Source organism: Candidatus Eisenbacteria bacterium, assembly GCA_035577985.1.
GTDB lineage: Bacteria > Desulfobacterota > Binatia > DP-6 > DP-6 > DATJZY01.
Genome location: DATJZY010000054.1, coordinates 1 through 17088, shown reverse-complemented (window position 1 = coordinate 17088; position 17088 = coordinate 1). Strand labels below are relative to the sequence as shown.

The following is a 17088-nucleotide window of genomic DNA, read 5'->3' as shown; positions in this document are numbered from 1 at the left end:
TTCGCTCGGGGACTTCGGGAGGGTTAGATGCAGGATTTCGACGTCATCATCAAAGACGGAATCGTGATCGACGGGACCGGCGCGCAGCGATATCGCGCCGACGTCGGCATCCGTGGCGGGCGGATCGCGAAGATCGGGCGCCTGCCCTCGGCCGCCAGCCGGCGAACGCTCGACGCGGGCGGGATGGTCGTCGCGCCCGGCTTCGTGGATCTGCACACGCACTACGACGCGCAGCTCTTCTGGGATCCCTACCTGACGCTCTCGGGCTGGCACGGCGTCACGTCGGCCGTCATCGGCAACTGCGGCTTCGGATTCGCGCCCATTCGGCCCGAAATGCGCGAGCGCGCGATGCTGACCATGACGCGCGTCGAGGCGATCCCCTACGAGTCGATGCGAAGCGGGTTGCCGTGGGATTGGGTGACGTACCCGGAGTTCCTGGGCAGCGTCGATCGCGCGCCGAAAGCAGTCAACGTCCTCCCGTATGTGCCGGTCGCGCCGCTGCTGATATGGGTGATGGGTTTCGAGCGCGCCAAGGCGGGCGTGCTCCCGACCGAGGCCGAGCATCGGGAGCTCTGCCGCCTGCTCGGCGAAGCGATGGACGCGGGCGGCTGCGGCTGGTCGGCGCAGCGCCTCCATCCCGAGGGGCCGGGCTCCGTGCAGCGCGACTACGACGGCGGCCCGATGGTCACCGACGTCATGCACGACGAGACGGCGCTGCGATTCGCCGCGGTGCTCGCCGAGCGCAATCAGGGGTTCATGCAGATGGCGCTCGCGACGGCCGACGGCTCGCACGACTTCCAGCACATCGAGCAGCTCGCCGAGGTGAGCGGGCGGCCCATCCTGTACAACGTAGTCCAATCGTTCGTGCGCCACCCCGAGGCGCACCGCGTCCTGATCGCGTGGCTCGACTCGTGCCGCCAGCGAGGCGTCCGCGTATACGGACAGGGCGTCACGACCACGGCGGCCTTCACCTTCACGTTCGAGGACTGGAACCTCTTCGACGACGATCCGGCATGGATGGAGGCCACGGTCGGCTCCGTAGCCGAGCGCAAGCAAAAGCTGGCTGACCCCGCGCGGCGCCCGCGACTTCGCGACTACCAGTCGGGCATCGTGACGGTGCCGATCCCCGACATCACGATCGTCGACGCCTTCGCACCGGAAACGAAGCCTTTCGAGAATCTGACCATCGCGGAAGTTGCGGCCCGCACCGGCAAACACCCCGTCGACGCGATGCTCGACGTCGCGGTGGCCGACGATCTGCGCACCGTGTTCTACGCCGAGCCGGCGAACGTCAATCGCGAAGCCCTGCGCGAGATCGTCGGCTACGAATGGATCGTGCCCGGCGTTTCCGACGGCGGCGCGCACACGAAGTTCTTCACCGGCGGTCGCTATCCGACCGAGTTCCTCTCCCGCATCGTGCGCGAGGAGGCCATGTGCTCGCTCGAGCACGCCCACTGGCGGCTGTCGGCGCTGCCCGCCCACTGCGCCGGATTCCGCGATCGCGGCACGCTCGCCGAAGGCGCACCGGCCGACATCGTCGTCTACGATCTCGCGAAGCTCGAATGCCTGCCGTCCGAGGTGGTCCACGACTTCCCGGGCGGCGAATGGCGGCGGATCCAGCGCGCACGTGGCTACCGCTTCGTGCTCGTCAACGGCGAGGTCACGATCGAGGACGACTGCGAAACCGGCAGGCACTCGGGCCGGCTCCTCCGCCACGGAGCGATGCAATGACCCCGTCGCCCTTTCTCGATCCGACGTACATGGAGGATCCCTATCCCCGGCTGAAGGAGCTGCGGGACGAGGACCCGGTGCACTTCGTGGCGCCGCTCGGCCTGTGGGTGATCCTGCGTCACGACGACGTGAAGCGACTGTTCAGCGACGCGGAGATCGTCACCCCGGATCGTTCGTACTGGGAGCTTTTTCAGCCGTCGGCGAAGGGAAGCTACATGCGCTGGGTGGAGGAGCACAGTCTGTTCACCCTCCCTCCCGAAGAGCATTCGAGATTGCGACGGCTGTTCTCGGTTGCCCTCACGCCCCGCGCCGTGAAGCGCTACGATCGGCAAGTGCGCGAGACGGTCGAGCGTTTCGCCGCGCCGCTGCGCGGCAAGAGCGGAGTGATCGATCTGATGAGCACGTTCTCCGACCCGATCCCGTATGCCGTGATCAGTCGCATCTTCGGGATTCCGCCCGCGGGCGACGACGAGCGCCGATTCGGACGGCTCGCGCAGACGGCGATTCGCGGCATCCTCCCGCTGGCGGACGATACGGCGAAGCAGGCGGGCGAAGCGGCGTTTCTCGAAATCGCCATGTGGGTGGGCACGCTGAGCCAGGTCCGCCGGCTGACGCTCGAAGAGGACATGATCTCCGATCTCATTCGAGCCCAGGATCGTGACGACCGGCTCACCGACGACGAGATCATCATGATGGTCACCGGGCTCATCGCCGCGGGAAGCGAGACCACGGCGATCGGCGGCATGGTGGCGGCGAGGCAGTTGCTCGCACATCCCGATCAGATGGAGAAGCTGCGCCGCGAGCCGGAATGGATTCCGAACGCGGTGTCCGAGATCCTGCGTACGGGCTTCGGCATGGGCGGGATCGCCGGGCCGACACGGTATGCCATGCGCGATTTCGAGCTGCGCGGGAAGCAGATCCGCAAGGGGCAGATGCTGATCCTGTCGATCGATGGCGCGGGGCGCGATCCGGCGGTGTACGACGATCCCGATCGCTTCGACGTCACTCGTGACGTGTCCGACCTCATGACCTTCGGGCACGGCCTGCACTACTGCTTGGGCGCGCACCTGGCCCGCCAGGAGATCGGCGTCATGATCGAAGCATTGCTCGACATCCTGCCGCCCGCCTCGCGCTGCCGTGAGGACCTCGTCGAGTACCAGACCATCGGCCCCTTTCGGCGACCGACGACGCTGCCCGTCGAGATCGGCCCGGGTTGGTGAACACGGCCAACCAGCGACGGAGAGGGTGCGCGACGAGGACGGCGACCCCGGGGATGGCATAGTACAAGGCAGGTCGGATGCCGGAAGTAGACGCATACGGCCGGCCAAAAACCCGTAGCCGGGCTTCGAGCACGGTGGTAGCAGAGATACGGGAAGACTCGATGCTCGGAGCCTCGCGTTGCGTGCTGTTGTTCACGGTCGTCGCGGCAGCGATGACCGTCGGCGATGTGTCTGCGCGCACGATCCGCAGATCGTGTCGCGACGGCGCGACCGCCGACCGTGCCGAGCGCTCCGGCCAAGGGCTCGTCGCGTGCGACGTCGGCGCGACCTGTGACGACGCCTGCACGTTCGAGCTGCCGGTGTGCGGGCCCGAGTCGTGTCAGACGGAAGCGTTCACGGTTCCGGCGGGACGCACCCGACGCGAGCGCCTCGTGGTGTCTCCGGGCGCGGCGCCTGCGACGCTGGTGCTGCGCTGCCGGCCGGCTCTCCGCCGGGCCTCATGCATCGTCGTCACGACGACCACGGTCACCACCACCACGAGCACGACCGGCTTTCCTGGAGGCCCTTCCGGACCGATCACGACCACCAGCGTGCGTCTGGTCGGCCCGTCGACGACCTCCTCGACCACGGTCGCCAGCACGTCGAGCACCATTCCGATTCCGACCACGACGACGCTCCTCGTGATTCCCTCGCGCATCCCGTGCGGGGGCGACGTCGACTGTGACGGGCTGGCGACGGCCTGCGCCGTCGGCTTCTGCGCGGACGACGGCTTCTGCGCGCAGGCGTGCTTCTGCCTAACCACGAACCGCGGTCCCACGTGCTCGCCCGATGTCGCCAGGCCGTGCCTGACGCCGAACGACTGCCTCGATGCGGACCAGCCGGACCGGGCTTGCCGCGTGTGCTACCTGAATCGCTGCACGATCGCCCTCGCGCCGGAATGCTTCCCGGTGCTGCCGGCGCAGTCCCCCGGGTTCACGATCGGCTTCGGCGTGGGCACCGTGGGCGGTGTGCAAACGTCGATTCCCTAGCCCGCGCCGCCCGCCGGACCGGATCGTCAGACGCCGTCGTGGACGACCCAGTCCTCGAAGCGCGGTTGCGCCATCTCCGCGCGGAAGCGGTCGAAGGTGAACGGCCACGCGGTCGGGAGCCCGGAGGCGTCGAGGTACCAGCTCTTGCAGCCCGTGTTCCAGATGGTCGTCGTGGCGGCCTTCCGGCGCTCGGCGTCGAAGCGGGCCATCGCCTCGCGCGACGGGCTCGTCACGCGGAACGCGCCGGATCGAGCCCGCTCGATCATCTGGAGCACGTAGGTCATCTGCAGCTCGGCGACCTCGATCAGCGAGAAGTTCCCGACCGGGCCGTTGGGTCCGTTCAACATGAAGAGGTTCGGGAAATCCGGGACGGCCAGCGTCATGTACGCGAACGGCCCCTCGCACCAGACGTCGTCGAGCACCGCGCCGTGATCGCCGACGACCCGCATCGGGCGCACGAAGCGATCGACGCGAAAGCCGGTGGCCAGGACCAGCACGTCGAGCGGGTGCAGCACGCCGTCGCGCGTCCGGACGCCGGCAGGCTCGACGCGCTCGATGCCCTCGGTGACCAGCGTCGCGTTCGGACGCTGGATCGCCTCGTAGAACCGATCCGACACGATGAGACGCTTGCACGCAGCGCGGTAGCTCGGCCGCAGCCGCTCGCGCAGCCCGGGATCGCGCACGCTGCGCTCGAGATGCGCGACGCACATGTCGTGGATGCCTTGCAGCACCGGAGACGTCGCGTCCGAGAGCACGTTCGCGAACCCGTCGGTGAGCGCCCGGCTCACCGCCTCCCGGACCGCTTCCATCGCCGCCGGGCTCTGGCGGAACGTCGCTCTCTCCTCGTCGGTGTAGGCGGGGTTCTCCATCGGCGCGACCCACTGCGGCGTGCGCTGGAAGAGCTGCAGCTCGGCGACCTCGTCCACGATCGCCCCGACGATCTGGATCGCGCTCGACCCGGTGCCGAGGACGCCGACGCGCTTCCCGGCGATCGCGACGTCGTGGTCCCAGCGCGCACTGTGGAAACACGGTCCCGCAAAGTCGGCGACACCGGGAATGTCCGGATATGCCGGATGGTGCAGCACCCCGGTCGCAGCGATGACGAAGTCCGCCTCGTCGGTCGATCCGTCGGAGAGCCCGAGCCGCCATCGGCCGCGCTCGAATGCGCAGCGGGTCACCTCGCGGCCAAAGCGGATGAGAGCGTCCACTCCCGAGCGCCGCGCGACGTCCTCGAAGTACGCGAGGATCTCGGCCCCCGGCGAGAAGCGGTGCGTCCACTCGGGATTGAGCGCGAACGAGTAGCTGTAGAAGTGCGACGGCACGTCGCAGGAGAGACCGGGATACGTGTTCTCGCGCCAGGTCCCGCCGAGACGGTCGGCCTTCTCGTAGACGACGACGTCGTCGCAGCCCGCCTCGCGCAACTTGATGGCAGCGAGGATGCCGGCCATCCCGGCCCCGATGACGGCGAAGCGAATGGGCACCCGAAGCACCTCGGTTCGGTATCGAAGTTCTGCTTGCGAGTAAATCCAGGGTGGCAGCGTTGGGCGCTTGATCAGCTCGGACGACCGCAGCGGGCGGCGCCGCCCACGTTCGCGAGGAGCATTGCTCTAGGCGATGCTCGCGGGGTACGAGACGCGTCTTCGTGCAGATGCTCGGATCCCCGCCCGAACCCGTCGATCCTCAGACGCTTCGCGGTCTGAGCGACGCGGAGGCGAGCGCACGCCTCCAGGCGGACGGTCCCAACGAACTCCCTCGCAAGGAACGCCGATCCGCCCTCTCCATCCTGCTCGGCATACTCGTCGAGCCGATGATCGCCCTCCTGGTGGGAGTGGGCGTCGTATACTTGCTGATCGGCGAGCCACGCGAGGCGACGCTGCTTCTCGCGTCCATCGGGATCGTGATCGCGATCGACCTCGTGCAGGAAGGCAAGACGGAACGCACGCTCGCGGCGTTACGAGATCTGTCGAGCCCGCGGGCGCTCGTCATCCGCGACGGGCAGCACCGACGCATCGCCGGACGGGAGGTCGTGCTCGGCGATCTGGTCGTCATCGCGGAGGGCGATCGCGTGCCCGCAGACGGTGTGATCGTCTGGACGCAGCACCTGCTCGTCGACGAGTCGCTCCTCACCGGTGAAGCCGTGCCGGTTCGCAAGACGGCAGGCTCCCCCGATGTCGCACCGATGGAGCCCGGCGGCGACGGATCGCCGCACGTGTACTCCAGCACGCTGGTGGTGGCAGGGCAGGGGATCGCCCTCGTGCAGGCAACTGGACCACGCACCGTCGTGGGCCGCATCGGCCATTCGGTGGCGACACTCGCGCCCGAGCCGAGCCCGCTCCAGCGCGAGATGCATCTGCTCGTGCGCGTGGTCGGCAGCGTCGCGCTCTTCGTGTGCGTCGCAGCCGCGGTGGTCTACGCGCTTCGGCACGGGAGCTGGCTCGAAGGCGTCCTGGTCGGGCTCACATTCGCGATCTCCCTCGTGCCCGAAGAGTTTCCGGTGATCCTCACCGTGCTCCTCGCCCTGGGTGCATGGCGGATCGCGCAGCGTCATGTGCTGACGCGCCGGATGCCGGCGATCGAGGCGCTCGGCGCGACCACCGTGCTGTGCGTCGACAAGACGGGAACCCTCACCGAGAACCGGATGACCGTGCGCGAGCTTCGCGTCGGCGAGTCCGTGTGGACCGTGGACCGATCAGCGGCCGACGGCCTGCCCGAGACATTCCACGCGCTGGTCGAGTTCGCGGTGCTCGCGAGCCAGCGCAATCCCTTCGATCCGATGGAGCGCGCGTTCCACCATCTCGCGTACGAATGGCTTCGCGGGACCGAACATCTCCACGGCAACTGGGCGCTCGAGCGCGAGTATCCCTTGTCGCAGCGCCTGCTGGCGCTCTCGCACGTGTGGAGCGCGCCCGACGCGCGGCGCTACGTCATCGCGGCCAAGGGTGCACCCGAGGCGATCCTCGACCTCTGCCACGCCGAACCAGCGTGGATAGCGAACGTCCGCGCCGCTGCGGACGTGATGGGCGCGCGCGGCCTGCGGGTCCTGGCCGTCGCCAGAGCGTTCTTCGAGCGGCGGGCGTTGCCCGAAGATCAGCATGACTTCACGTTCGAGTTCCTGGGCCTCGTGGGACTGCACGACCCGGTCCGCGCCGGCGTTCCCGATGCGGTCGCCGAATGCCGGGGCGCGGGGATCCGTGTCGTGATGCTCACCGGCGATCACGCCATGACCGCGCGGACCATCGCCGGCGAAGTGGGGCTCGGTACGTCCCTCGACGTCGCGGTCGGCACGGACCTCGCCCGCACGTCCGCCGGCGAGCTCGCAGACGTCGCGTCGCGCACGAGCGTCTTCGCGCGCATTGCCCCGGATCAGAAGCTGCGGCTCGTCGAGGCGCTTGCCAGCCGGGGCGAGGTCGTCGCGATGACGGGCGATGGTGTCAACGATGCTCCCGCGCTCAAGGCGGCGCACGTCGGCATTGCGATGGGGGGCCGCGGCACGGACGTGGCCCGTGAGGCGGCGTCGCTCGTCCTGCTCGACGATGCATTCGGCTCCATCGTCGACGCCGTACGGCTCGGACGTCGGATCTACGACAACCTGCGGAAGGCGTCCACGTTCGTGCTGGTCGTCCACGTGGCGATCGCGGGTATCGCGCTCGTCCCGGTGCTGTTCGACTGGCCGCTGATCCTGTTCCCGGTGCACGTCGTCTTCCTGGAGCTCATCATCGATCCCGCGTGCTCGTTGGTGTTCGAGGCCGAGCCCGAGGAGCGTGGGATCATGACGCGGCCGCCGCGACGGCGGGACGCGCCCCTCCTCACGTCGGGCATATTGGTCATCGGGGTGCTCCAAGGGATCGGCCTGCTGAGCATCGTTCTGGCGATCTTCGCCACGGCGACGGCGTACGAGACGGGAGAGAAGGTGGCCCGGGCGTTGGCCTACACGGCGCTCGTCGTCGGGAACCTCGCCGTCATCGCGACCAACCAGAGCTGGACGCGCGCGGCGTGGCTGAAGTCGTTCTGGCGCAATCGCACCGCGCTCGCCGTCGCGACGGGCGCGAGCGCGACGTTGGCGCTGATCCTCGGGGTCCCGTGGCTGCGCGACGTGTTCGGATTCGGCGTTCCGTCGGCGGGGGCGCTCGTGGTCTCGGCGCTCTTGGCAGTGGCGAGCGTAGCGTGGGTCGATGTGCTGCGCATCGACCGTCGGCTGGTCTAGGCCGTCACCGACGGAACGCCCAGCCGAGCATCAGGAGCCCACTTGCGGTGATCCAGCTCCCGGCGACGCGCACGGCGATCCGCGCCCATTCGGCGCGCAGACTCACGACGACGGCGGAGACCAGAACGCTCAGGACGAACACGGCCGAAACCAGCCCCAGAACCGCAACCAACGCGGGCTCCGAATGCCCCATCCCGGTGCCGTTCATGTAGCCGTGGACCAGACCGAGCCCCGACGCCAGCACCGTAAGCATTGGCAGCGAGAGCTCGACGTTGGCGGCCACCATGCCGCCGAGCAGCAGGAACCAGAACGACGAGAGGACGGCGTTGCCCGCACTGGTGGTGGCGGTCATGCCGGCGATGCAGCCCGCGAGCCACGCGGCAGGCAGCGTGAACGCGGCACGTCGACCGTATGCGGCGCCGCGCAGTCCGGCCAGCAACGCCAGTGCGAGCGCGGGAACCGCGTCTTCCGGGCTCGTGAAGAAGTGCGCCACGCCGTCGTAGACCGGCCCCATGCCGGTCGAGTTGAGGTGCGCCTCGGCCGGCACGCAATGGATCAGAACGACGGCAACGACGACACCGGCTCTCATGCCAGCGCCTTCCACATGAAGAAGATGCCGCCGGTCGCCACCACCGCGCCGGCCGCACGCAGCAACGTCCGGCCCCACGTCCAGCGATGGACGGTGCCGATGCCGATGCCCAACGCATGCAGCGATCCGGTCGCCATCACGAACCCCATGCTGTAGAGGAGCGCGCTCTGGCCCGCCGGCAATTCGGTCCCGTGCGCGTGACCGTGAAAGACGGCGAAGACGCCGACCAGCGACGCCGCGACGACGAGCGGCGGGCGCACCTCGAACATCACCGCCGCCCCGAGCAGCACGGCCGATGCCGCGATGCCCACCTCGATCCCCGGGAGCGGCACGCCGATCAACGCCAGCATCCCACCCATCGCCATCACGAGGGGAAATGCGACGGGCAGCACCCAGATCGCGGGCGCTCCGAGCTGAGCGCCCCACAGTCCGACGGCGACCATGGCGAGCACGTGATCCCATCCGGAGATCGGATGGCGGAAGCCGGTGAGAAAGCCGGCGGCCTCGCCTCGCTGGACGTGCGCGAGCGCGGTCTGCGCGTTGAGGATCGCGAGGACCGTGATCGCCCGACGCAGTCGCCCGTGTCCCGTCATGTGATCCCGAACAGAATCGCGAGGCGCTGCCACGTCCAGAACGCCCCCAGCGTGCCGACCGCATAGCCCGGCAGCGCCTGTGCCCAGCGGGGCCAACGGATCTGCAGCACGTGGAACGACCGCTCGAGCGCCAGGACGAGCGCGATGAAACCGACCTGCCCGAACTCGACGCCGACGTTGAAGCTGACCAACGCCAGCGGCAGCTCGCTCCGAGGGAGACCGGCGCTGGTGAGCGCGGTCGCGAAGCCGAATCCGTGGAGCAGCCCGAAGGCGAACGCCACCACCCACGGATGGCGGATGGTGAAGCTCGTCTGGCCGCGCCACGTGCGAACGATCTCGGGCCCCAGGAACAAGATACTGAGGGCGATCGCTGCGTTCAGCGGCTCGGTGGGCGCCTCCGCGTAGCCGAGCGTTGCGACGGCGAGCGTGATGCTGTGCGCCGCCGTGAACGCCGTCACCGTCTTCAGCAGCATCCAGCGGTCGTGCACGATCAGCAGCAAGCCGAGCACGAACAGCATGTGGTCGGCCCCGAAGAGGATGTGTCGGATCCCCTGCACCACGTACGTCGTCGCGACTTCCATCCACGTCTGCGACGCGGCCATCTCGACCCACGGCTGCGACGGGCGCGCAATCGTCGTCCACGTCCTCCCGTCGGCCATCTCGACGTGGACCAGGACGTCGGTGATGGTGAGCTGCAGCCCGGGGAACTCGATGCGCTTGCCCGCCAGTCCATCCGGCCCGGCGTCGATCGAGCGGCGTTCGACGAGCGAATCCGCGAGCTCCTCGACGGTGGGCTCCTGTACGTTCTGCACGCCGGCGGGGATCTTGAGCGCGACGGGCAGGTGCATGCCGGCCAACACCGGCGTGCGCCACAGCACGGTGAAGCGACCCGGGGCCGTCTCCTTGATCTCGAGATAGGCGGGCCGGCTCTCGTGAGCCGACGCCGTGCCGGCAGCGACGGCCATCGCGAGGAGCAGGCACGCGCACCACCCAACCCGGCGCTGCAAGAGATTCACGAGGGCCCCTCACCCGACGGTGCGGGAATGTCCGTCGCGGGAGGAGAAGCAGGAGGAGCGGACTCGCCGGCCGGTGGCGCCGGCAACAGCACCGCATACTTGGCACGCATCGCGTCGTATGCCTTCTGCCACGCCTCGGCCTTCTGTTGGGAAAGCCAGGCGGTCTTCACGTCCGGCTCGACCTCCTCGAAGTCGGGCGAGCGGCCGGGAACGAACGAATCCACGAACACGAGGTGCCACCCGAAGCCGGACTCGACGGGCCCCTGCCACGAACCGGGCTTCAGCTGAAAGACGGCCTGCGCGAAAGCCGGTCCGAAGTCCTTGGCGAGCTGCGTGGACGTGCGATCGCCGTAGTAGTCCTGCAGCATGAACGAGTCGCCGAGCGAGCCCGCGATGGGCGCGTCGATGGGCTGGCGGGCGAGCTTTGCCAGCGTCGCCTCGGCATCCGCCCGCACATGCGCGCCGCGGCTGTCGGGCGAGAAGTAGAGCTGCCGGAACGTGATGCGGCCCGGTAGCGCGAACTCGTCGCGGTGCCGGTCGTACCAGGCCTTCAGCTCCGCCGAGTCCGGCTCGTGCGCGGCGGCGACGTCCTCGGCCAGGAACTGCAGCTTCTGCGCCAGCCGGCGCTTGACGATGGTATCGTCCTTGTCGAGACCCATCGCCAGCCCTTCGCGATACAGGACCTCCTCCCGGACCTTGTCCTCCACCAGATGGCCGAACTCCTCGGGGGTCGGAGGTCGACGCCACTGCGACTCGAAGTAGAGGGTCAGCTGCCGGAGATCGTCGAGCGTGAGCGCGATCTGCCTGGACGGCTCGACGCCGCTGCGGCCGCGATTCATGTAGCCGTTCACGACGAACAGCGCGAGCCCCAACACGAGGAAGTGGAGCAGCGGTTCGCGCAGCCAGCGCATCATCGCGGTGGGAAAGACGTGCGGCGGGATCGATTCGGACGCCCACCCCGATCGTCGTGCGAGTGGGCGCCCCTGCCGCTCACCTCTATAGCGCGCGCTTCAGCGCGCCTTCGACCTTCTCCGCCGCCTCGCCTGCCATCTGATCGATGATCCGCTTGCGCATCTGCTCGCGGAACGTCTGGAACTTCTTCTGCTGGTCCGGATTGAGCAGCGGCGAGATCTTCACGTCGAAGGATTCGCCGATCTTCCGCAGCTGCTCGACCTTCTGCACCGCGCTGAGAGAAGTGTTCTTCTTCAACGTTCCGAGCTGCGTGACCTCGTCCTTCAGGATCGGGACGATCTGCTGCTTCTGCTGCTCGGTCAGGCCCAGCTCGATCGAGAACTGGTTGCTCATCTCCGTCAGCGGGTTGATCGCGATCTGCGGCGTCGGAAGGATCTCGTAGTTGGCGTAGCCGAATTCGTTGCTGCGCGCGCCGTAGTAGGTGTTCCCGAGCTTGTAGAACGTGACCGCGTACGGGTCCTGCGAGACGAAGGTGACGAGCTTGCCGTCCGTGATCTTGTACGGAATGGTCGTCCCCTCGTAGCCGTCGCGCATCACGTTGCCGTAGCCACTGGGCACGTTGGCGTACCGGCCGACCCGGGACACGATCATGTGCCCCTCGTCGGTGAAGCTCTCGCTGAACTGCTCTCCGGTCACGTTGTTCTGCAGCCAGAAGGCCTTGCCGACGACGAGTGCCTTCAGCTGTGCGTCGCCCAAGACGGTCGCGCCCTTCTTCTTCAGGTCGGCGACGGTCATCCCCGCCGGTGCGTTCTTGCGCGCGTCGGCCGACGGCGTGTACCAGATCGGCGAGGTCCAGGCGCGCTCCTGCCCCGTCAGCGGCACCACGTCGGGCGGCGGAAGACCCGTCTTCACGGCCTGGATCAGGGTCCAGCGCGGCGTCGGGATCTCCAGGACCCGGACGTAGTAGAACGCGTGCAGGCTCGGGTCGAACTCCGGATCCGTCCAGACCGTCTTCAGCTCCGCCGACCCGGCGTCGTTCGTATAGGTCGCCTTCTCGACGTCCACCGTGCTCACGACGGCGGGGACCCTGCCCGTCCACTTGTCGGGCTTGCGGTCGCCGGACCAGGCGACGTCGAAGACCTTCTCGAAGCTCTGGCCGTTCTGGCTCCAGCCCTTGATGATCTGGACCCGGTCGAGATTGGCGGAGCTCGGGTCTTTGATGGCCCACACGACGAACGTCGGAGTCACACCCTTTCCCGACGGCGCCGGCGACAGGTCGGCGCCCATGGGGACGCCGCCGGCATAGGATTGCTTCACCCAGTCGGCGGCGTTCAGGATGTCCGCTTTGTAGCCCCAGCCACCGAAGAACCGCACCTTGATGTGCGGCCCACTGACGCCGAAGGTCTCCTTGCGGTACATCGCGTCCCACAGGGACGCCCGGGTATTCTCCTCGGCCCACACGCCCGTCAGACCACCCGGGTTCTCCAGGCGCACGTCCATGCTGCCGCCGATCAAGACCCCGGCAAAGCGGCGCTCCACCGACCCGTCGGCGTCGGCGTGGAGGCCGTAGAAATTGTCCTGCCGGTACGGGCTGCCGGTGTTGTGCGAATCCGAGCCGCCCGCCATTCCGAGCTTGTACGGGTTGTAGCCACGCACGTCCTGCATGGTGATGCCGTCCTTCAGCGCCTGCCGCCCGTAGCTGCCCGTGATGTGGTCGATGCGGCCGACGGTGCCCGGAAGGCCGAGGATGGCCTCATAGAGCTCGTAGCTGGCGAACTCGTCGTTGGGCGAGAGCAGTGGATGGGTCTCCGACTGCCCCTTGCCCTGCTTGATCTCGACCAGGCGCTCGTTGCGATCGCGCGCGGCCGCCCAGGCCGCATCGATCGGCCTCCCGGTCGTATTGTCGACGTCGACCGGGTACATCCAGCCGTCGCTGACGTTGGCGTTGTGCGAGATGGCGAGCAGCTCGTTACCGCTCTTGCGCTGCGCGTCCATCCAGTTCCACAGGTCCGTGGGGAGCTTCGAGTCGAGCGCGCTGAACGGGTAGTCCGGCACCTTGTCGCAGGCACGGAAAAAGACGTTCCGATGCAGGTTGCGATTACCGGGCATCGACGTCCACTCGTACGAGCAGAACGCGGTGAATTTGCCGGGATGGTTGTTCTCGTCGGCGATCTTGACGTTTTCCTTCCACACCGTGGCCGTGACCTTCGGGTCCATGAACGCCTTGACCGGCGCGCTCGAGCCCAGCTTGAGGAGGTACGAGAAGACCTTGTTCTGCTCTTCTGAACTGTTCGGATCCTTCATGATCATCGGCTGCGCCGCGGGTATCTTGCTCACATAGGACCCCGGGGTGTTGGCCTCGCGCGTGACCCCGACGTACTCCGAGTGATCGGTCACGCCCATGAAGTCCATTGGCGTGTCGATTTTGATGTCGTAGCCCATCGGGTGCTTGATGGTCTCGCCCTGGGCGTACTTCAGAGCCTCGGCCGGGCCGGTGAGGCGGTTCCCCATCACCCACGCGTCGACCGACCAGCTCGTGTGGATGTGCGTCTCGCCGAAGTAGGCGTTGCGCTCGGGGTTGGGTTGCGCGAGGGCCGATACCACGCTCGCGACCGACAACCCGAAGGCCAAGATCCAAACGGTTGCACCACGAATCACACAGCGCATCGCGTCGCTTTCCTTTCGAAGCCGTCTCCCAGTGGCGCTTCGTGCCACGAGAGCACCTGCAAGGGTCGTGCTCGTGCTGCGCCCGCTGTACTTCGCTTTGGATCGCCGTTCTTGCCATCCTGCGCCAACGCCCTTGAGATCCAGCGGCTTGCAAAGTCGGGCGCGAGCGCGTGGTGGGGGCCCAAACCCGGGGTAATCCGCCCGTTCGCCGGCGGACCTGCCAGAGCACCCCGCCCGACCGTCCGTGCGATCCGGTGCGCGCTCCAGCCGACGCGAGTTGTCGCGCGCCGACCGTGCATCGTAGAACGCGCCCATGCGAACGACGATCGTGCTGCTGACACTGATGATGGCGATGACGTCGGCGGAGGCCGTGGTCTGCAAGCGGAAGAATGGCTCCCTCGCGCTCCGCTCCGACACCTGCAAGAAGCGCGAGCAGGCCGTTTCCGCCGCGGACCTCGGCGTCGTCGGGACGGCGGGGATGCAGGGACCACCGGGCGCGCCGGGCCCGGGGGCGCGCTGGGCGCTCGTCTCGGGGACGGGCACGATCCTCGCCCAGTCCGGCGGCATCTCGGTCGTCTTCACCGACAGCGGTGCCCACGTGCTCGACTTCGGCGAGAGTCTCGCGGGCAAGGTACTTCAAGCGACCACGGCGTACACGGACGCGGAGAGCGCCGGTGACGGACGCGTCAACGTCGGACTGTGCGGGGGCGGTGCGGGGCGGGTGACGTGCGATCCGGGCATGAACGACGACCACCACGTCTTCGCCTACACGGTGAACGCGTCGGGCACCTTGAATGAACCGCATCCGTTCTTCCTGGCCGTGTTCTAACGCGACGCTCGCCGGAACGTCTTCGCGAGACTCCCGATGAACCACGCCGTGATCGTGTTCCTGCTCGCCCTCGGTCTGCTTCTCGGCATGCTGCTGCTTCTGCAGGTCGGTCGTCACCTGGGCCGCAAGCGCGCGCTGAAGGAAGCCGACGGCGACGCGGCGGGGATCGGTGCGGTCGACGGGGCGATCTTCGGCCTGCTCGGACTCCTCATCGCGTTCACCTTCTCGGGCGCGAGCGCGAGGTTCGACGCGCGACGGGAATTGATCGTGGAGGAGACCAACGACATCGGCACGGCCTACCTCCGACTCGACCTGCTGCCGGCCGACAGCCAACCAGTCCTCCGCGACCTTTTCCGGCGCTATCTCGACGCGCGGATCGAGATGTATCGGAAGCTCCCGGACGTCGCCGCCGCCAAGGAGCATTTCCTGCGCGCCAACGAGCTGCAGACCCGGATCTGGGGCGAAGCAGTGACGGCCAGCAGGGCAAAGGACGCCGCGCCGGCGGCGGCGATACTTCTGTTGCCGGCTCTCAACGCCATGATCGACATCACGACGACCCGATACATGGCGACGCAGATGCATCCGCCGGTCGTCGTGTTCGCGATGCTGTTCGCGCTGGCGCTCGCGGCCTCGCTGATGGCGGGCTACGGCATGGTCGGCGACACGTTGCGGACCCGCGTCCACATGCTGGGCTTCGCGCTCGTCGTGGCGATGGCCGTGTACGTGATCCTGGACATCGAGTACCCGCGTCTGGGGCTGATTCGCGTGGACGCCTTCGATCAGGCGCTGATCGATCTCCGCGAGAGCATGAATCACGACCTCCCGGCCGCGGGCCCGAACTAGATTCCGCCGTGCCGCGCCTGAACCCCGCCGCGCTCACGTTCGGCACGTTCACGTCGAGCTATCCGCCGGTCGAGCAGGTGATCCAGTCGGCGCAGGCGCTCGAGGCGGCTGGTTTCGATCACGTGTGGTCCGGCGATCAGCTCCAGTTCCAGCACCCGCATCGGCTGTGGACGCCCGAGTATTGCGACGGCGCGCGGACGAACCCGAAGCTCGCGGCGAAGTTCGCGCTCCAGCCGCTCATGAGCGTCCTCGGTCGGCACACGCGGCGGGTGTGCATCGGCCAGGGCGCGCTCGAAGCGATCCGCCGCGGCCCGGCGATCCTCGCGCAGGAGTTCCTGACGACGCAGCATTTCACGCAGGGGCGTGCGATCTTCGTGCTCGCCGCCGGCGAGTGGAAGAACATCGGTCCGTACGGCTACGACCACCGCTTCCGCGACTCGCGGCTCGCCGAGACGGCACGGCTCGTGCGCACCTTTTTCGATACGCAGGAGCCGATCTCGTACGACGGGCGGTTCTGGAAGCTCGAAGACGCCGTCGTGGAGCTGCCGCCCTTCGAGGGCGTCCCGCCGCCCCTCTGGCTCGCCGGGGGAGGCCCGAAGGTGTTGGAGGCGGTCGGCCGCTTCGCGGACGGCTGGCTCGTCTACACGCCGGGCGGCGTCATCGGGCGGCCGGAGCGCATCGCGGAGAAGCTCGCCGTCGCTCGCGATCACGCCGCGCGCGCCGGCCGTGATCGGCGCGCCGTCACGTGCGGGACGCTGCCGCTCCCTCGTGCAGGACTCGGCCCGTGTCCTACAGGCTCGGGACCGTTCAGGGCTGCGCGTTCTCGCAGTCGCTCTTGCAGCTGGCGTATGCGTTGTGGCAGCTCGCGTCGCAGCCCGCGTATCGGGACGTCTCCTGGTCGGTCCCGGAATCCCGCTCGTTGCGACAGTCGCTCTTGCAGCTCTGGAGCGCGTCCTCGCAGCCTTGCTTGCAGTACGCCTTCGCCTCGTCGCGTGCCTGCGCACCGCCGCAGACGGCGAGCAGCGCGACGGCGAAGACCAGCGTACCGGTGCGCGATCGAACGGCCATGCGCCGCCGATAGGCGCGGGCGGCAGCGCCGTCAATGGCCTCGCCCGAGGTCTCGCCGGAATCGTCACCGCGCCGCATACACGTGCCAGCGCCCGGGCACACCGCGGAGCTCGTGCTCGCCACGGTCGTCGAACTCGAAGCCGGCGCCGGCGACGAGGTCGTGGACGGTCCGGGTGAGGAGCACCTCGCCGGGCCCCGCGATGGCCGCGGTTCGCGCTCCGATGTGCACCGCGAGGCCGGTCAGATCGTCGCCGCGCACCTCGCACTCGCCGGTGTGGAGCCCCGCGCGCACGTCGAGGCCGAGCCGGCGTGCGCCGGCAGTGATGTCCTTGGCGCAGCGGATGGCCCGCGCCGGGCCGTCGAACGCTGCGAGGAACCCGTCGCCGGT

The 17088-nt window shown here is 68.3% G+C and carries 15 protein-coding genes; 6 read left to right on the top strand and 9 right to left on the bottom strand.

What is annotated here, in order from left to right; genetic code table 11:
- Positions 1 to 27 precede the first annotated feature (27 nt).
- The 3 genes from VMS22_08635 to VMS22_08625 all read left to right on the top strand — a co-directional run bounded on the left by VMS22_08635 (position 28) and on the right by VMS22_08625 (position 3979).
- Positions 28 to 1731, top strand: a complete 1704-nt coding sequence (locus tag VMS22_08635) for an amidohydrolase family protein (protein ID HXJ34095.1) — start codon at positions 28 to 30, stop codon at positions 1729 to 1731.
- Positions 1728 to 2951: a cytochrome P450 gene (locus tag VMS22_08630; GenBank protein HXJ34094.1), complete on the top strand. Its 1224-nt coding sequence runs from the start codon at positions 1728 to 1730 to the stop codon at positions 2949 to 2951. Before VMS22_08635 ends, VMS22_08630 begins: the two co-directional genes overlap by 4 nt.
- A 161-nt stretch (positions 2952 to 3112) precedes the next feature.
- Positions 3113 to 3979 carry a hypothetical protein gene (locus tag VMS22_08625; GenBank protein HXJ34093.1) on the top strand — a complete coding sequence of 289 codons (867 nt, stop codon included), beginning with the start codon at positions 3113 to 3115 and terminating at the stop codon, positions 3977 to 3979.
- Positions 3980 to 4005: 26 nt separating this feature from the next.
- On the opposite strand, the gene VMS22_08620 is transcribed toward VMS22_08625, so the two are convergent.
- Positions 4006 to 5460 (bottom strand): NAD(P)/FAD-dependent oxidoreductase, encoded by a 1455-nt coding sequence (locus VMS22_08620; protein ID HXJ34092.1) that lies wholly within the window; start codon positions 5458 to 5460, stop codon positions 4006 to 4008.
- Positions 5461 to 5627: 167 nt separating this feature from the next.
- Here VMS22_08620 and VMS22_08615 point away from each other — a divergent pair, with 167 nt between their 5' ends.
- Positions 5628 to 8183 (top strand): cation-translocating P-type ATPase, encoded by a 2556-nt coding sequence (locus VMS22_08615; protein HXJ34091.1) that lies wholly within the window; start codon positions 5628 to 5630, stop codon positions 8181 to 8183.
- 4 nt (positions 8184 to 8187) lie between these two features.
- Here the strand turns inward: VMS22_08615 and VMS22_08610 are convergent, their stop codons facing one another.
- From VMS22_08610 to VMS22_08590, 5 genes are all read right to left on the bottom strand, one after another.
- Entirely contained in the window at positions 8188 to 8772 is a 585-nt protein-coding gene (locus VMS22_08610) for a HupE/UreJ family protein (GenBank protein HXJ34090.1), read from the bottom strand.
- Positions 8769 to 9365: a HupE/UreJ family protein gene (locus VMS22_08605; protein ID HXJ34089.1), complete on the bottom strand. Its 597-nt coding sequence runs from the start codon at positions 9363 to 9365 to the stop codon at positions 8769 to 8771. Before VMS22_08605 ends, VMS22_08610 begins: the two co-directional genes overlap by 4 nt.
- The gene (locus tag VMS22_08600) at positions 9362 to 10381 is read right to left on the bottom strand and encodes a HupE/UreJ family protein (GenBank protein HXJ34088.1); all 1020 of its coding nucleotides are present in this window, start codon (positions 10379 to 10381) and stop codon (positions 9362 to 9364) included. Before VMS22_08600 ends, VMS22_08605 begins: the two co-directional genes overlap by 4 nt.
- Positions 10378 to 11295 (bottom strand): peptidylprolyl isomerase, encoded by a 918-nt coding sequence (locus VMS22_08595; GenBank protein ID HXJ34087.1) that lies wholly within the window; start codon positions 11293 to 11295, stop codon positions 10378 to 10380. The genes VMS22_08600 and VMS22_08595 overlap by 4 nt, the downstream gene beginning before the upstream one ends.
- 82 nt (positions 11296 to 11377) lie before the next feature.
- Entirely contained in the window at positions 11378 to 13960 is a 2583-nt protein-coding gene (locus VMS22_08590; protein ID HXJ34086.1) for a DUF3604 domain-containing protein, read from the bottom strand.
- 313 nt (positions 13961 to 14273) lie between these two features.
- Between VMS22_08590 and VMS22_08585 the strand changes: the two genes are divergently transcribed.
- Together VMS22_08585 and VMS22_08580 are read left to right on the top strand one after the other, a co-directional pair.
- On the top strand, positions 14274 to 14789 hold the full coding sequence (locus VMS22_08585) for a hypothetical protein (GenBank protein ID HXJ34085.1): 516 nt from the start codon (positions 14274 to 14276) through the stop codon (positions 14787 to 14789).
- Positions 14790 to 14825: 36 nt separating this feature from the next.
- A complete protein-coding gene (locus tag VMS22_08580) occupies positions 14826 to 15632 on the top strand; it encodes a DUF4239 domain-containing protein (protein ID HXJ34084.1) in 807 nt (268 codons plus the stop codon).
- Here VMS22_08580 and VMS22_08575 read toward each other — a convergent pair.
- From VMS22_08575 to VMS22_08565, 3 genes are all read right to left on the bottom strand, one after another.
- Positions 15629 to 16342: a hypothetical protein gene (locus tag VMS22_08575; GenBank protein HXJ34083.1), complete on the bottom strand. Its 714-nt coding sequence runs from the start codon at positions 16340 to 16342 to the stop codon at positions 15629 to 15631. The genes VMS22_08580 and VMS22_08575 overlap by 4 nt on opposite strands.
- Positions 16343 to 16439: 97 nt before the next feature.
- Entirely contained in the window at positions 16440 to 16700 is a 261-nt protein-coding gene (locus VMS22_08570) for a hypothetical protein (GenBank protein ID HXJ34082.1), read from the bottom strand.
- Between the two features lie 64 nt (positions 16701 to 16764).
- Positions 16765 to 17088, bottom strand: a 324-nt coding sequence (locus VMS22_08565) for an adenylate/guanylate cyclase domain-containing protein (protein HXJ34081.1), incomplete at its 5' end; no start/stop codon positions are given.

Bases quoted from the DNA above. Each gene is read 5' to 3' on its own strand.
- VMS22_08635 (HXJ34095.1), top strand. From the start codon at position 28: ATGCAGGATTTCGACGTCATCATCAAAGACGGAATCGTGATCGACGGG.
- VMS22_08630 (HXJ34094.1), top strand. From the start codon at position 1,728: ATGACCCCGTCGCCCTTTCTCGATCCGACGTACATGGAGGATCCCTAT.
- VMS22_08625 (HXJ34093.1), top strand. From the start codon at position 3,113: ATGCTCGGAGCCTCGCGTTGCGTGCTGTTGTTCACGGTCGTCGCGGCA.
- VMS22_08615 (HXJ34091.1), top strand. From the start codon at position 5,628: ATGCTCGGATCCCCGCCCGAACCCGTCGATCCTCAGACGCTTCGCGGT.
- VMS22_08610 (HXJ34090.1), bottom strand. From the start codon at position 8,772: ATGAGAGCCGGTGTCGTCGTTGCCGTCGTTCTGATCCATTGCGTGCCG.
- VMS22_08605 (HXJ34089.1), bottom strand. From the start codon at position 9,365: ATGACGGGACACGGGCGACTGCGTCGGGCGATCACGGTCCTCGCGATC.
- VMS22_08595 (HXJ34087.1), bottom strand. From the start codon at position 11,295: ATGATGCGCTGGCTGCGCGAACCGCTGCTCCACTTCCTCGTGTTGGGG.
- VMS22_08590 (HXJ34086.1), bottom strand. From the start codon at position 13,960: ATGCGCTGTGTGATTCGTGGTGCAACCGTTTGGATCTTGGCCTTCGGG.
- VMS22_08585 (HXJ34085.1), top strand. From the start codon at position 14,274: ATGCGAACGACGATCGTGCTGCTGACACTGATGATGGCGATGACGTCG.
- VMS22_08580 (HXJ34084.1), top strand. From the start codon at position 14,826: ATGAACCACGCCGTGATCGTGTTCCTGCTCGCCCTCGGTCTGCTTCTC.
- VMS22_08570 (HXJ34082.1), bottom strand. From the start codon at position 16,700: ATGGCCGTTCGATCGCGCACCGGTACGCTGGTCTTCGCCGTCGCGCTG.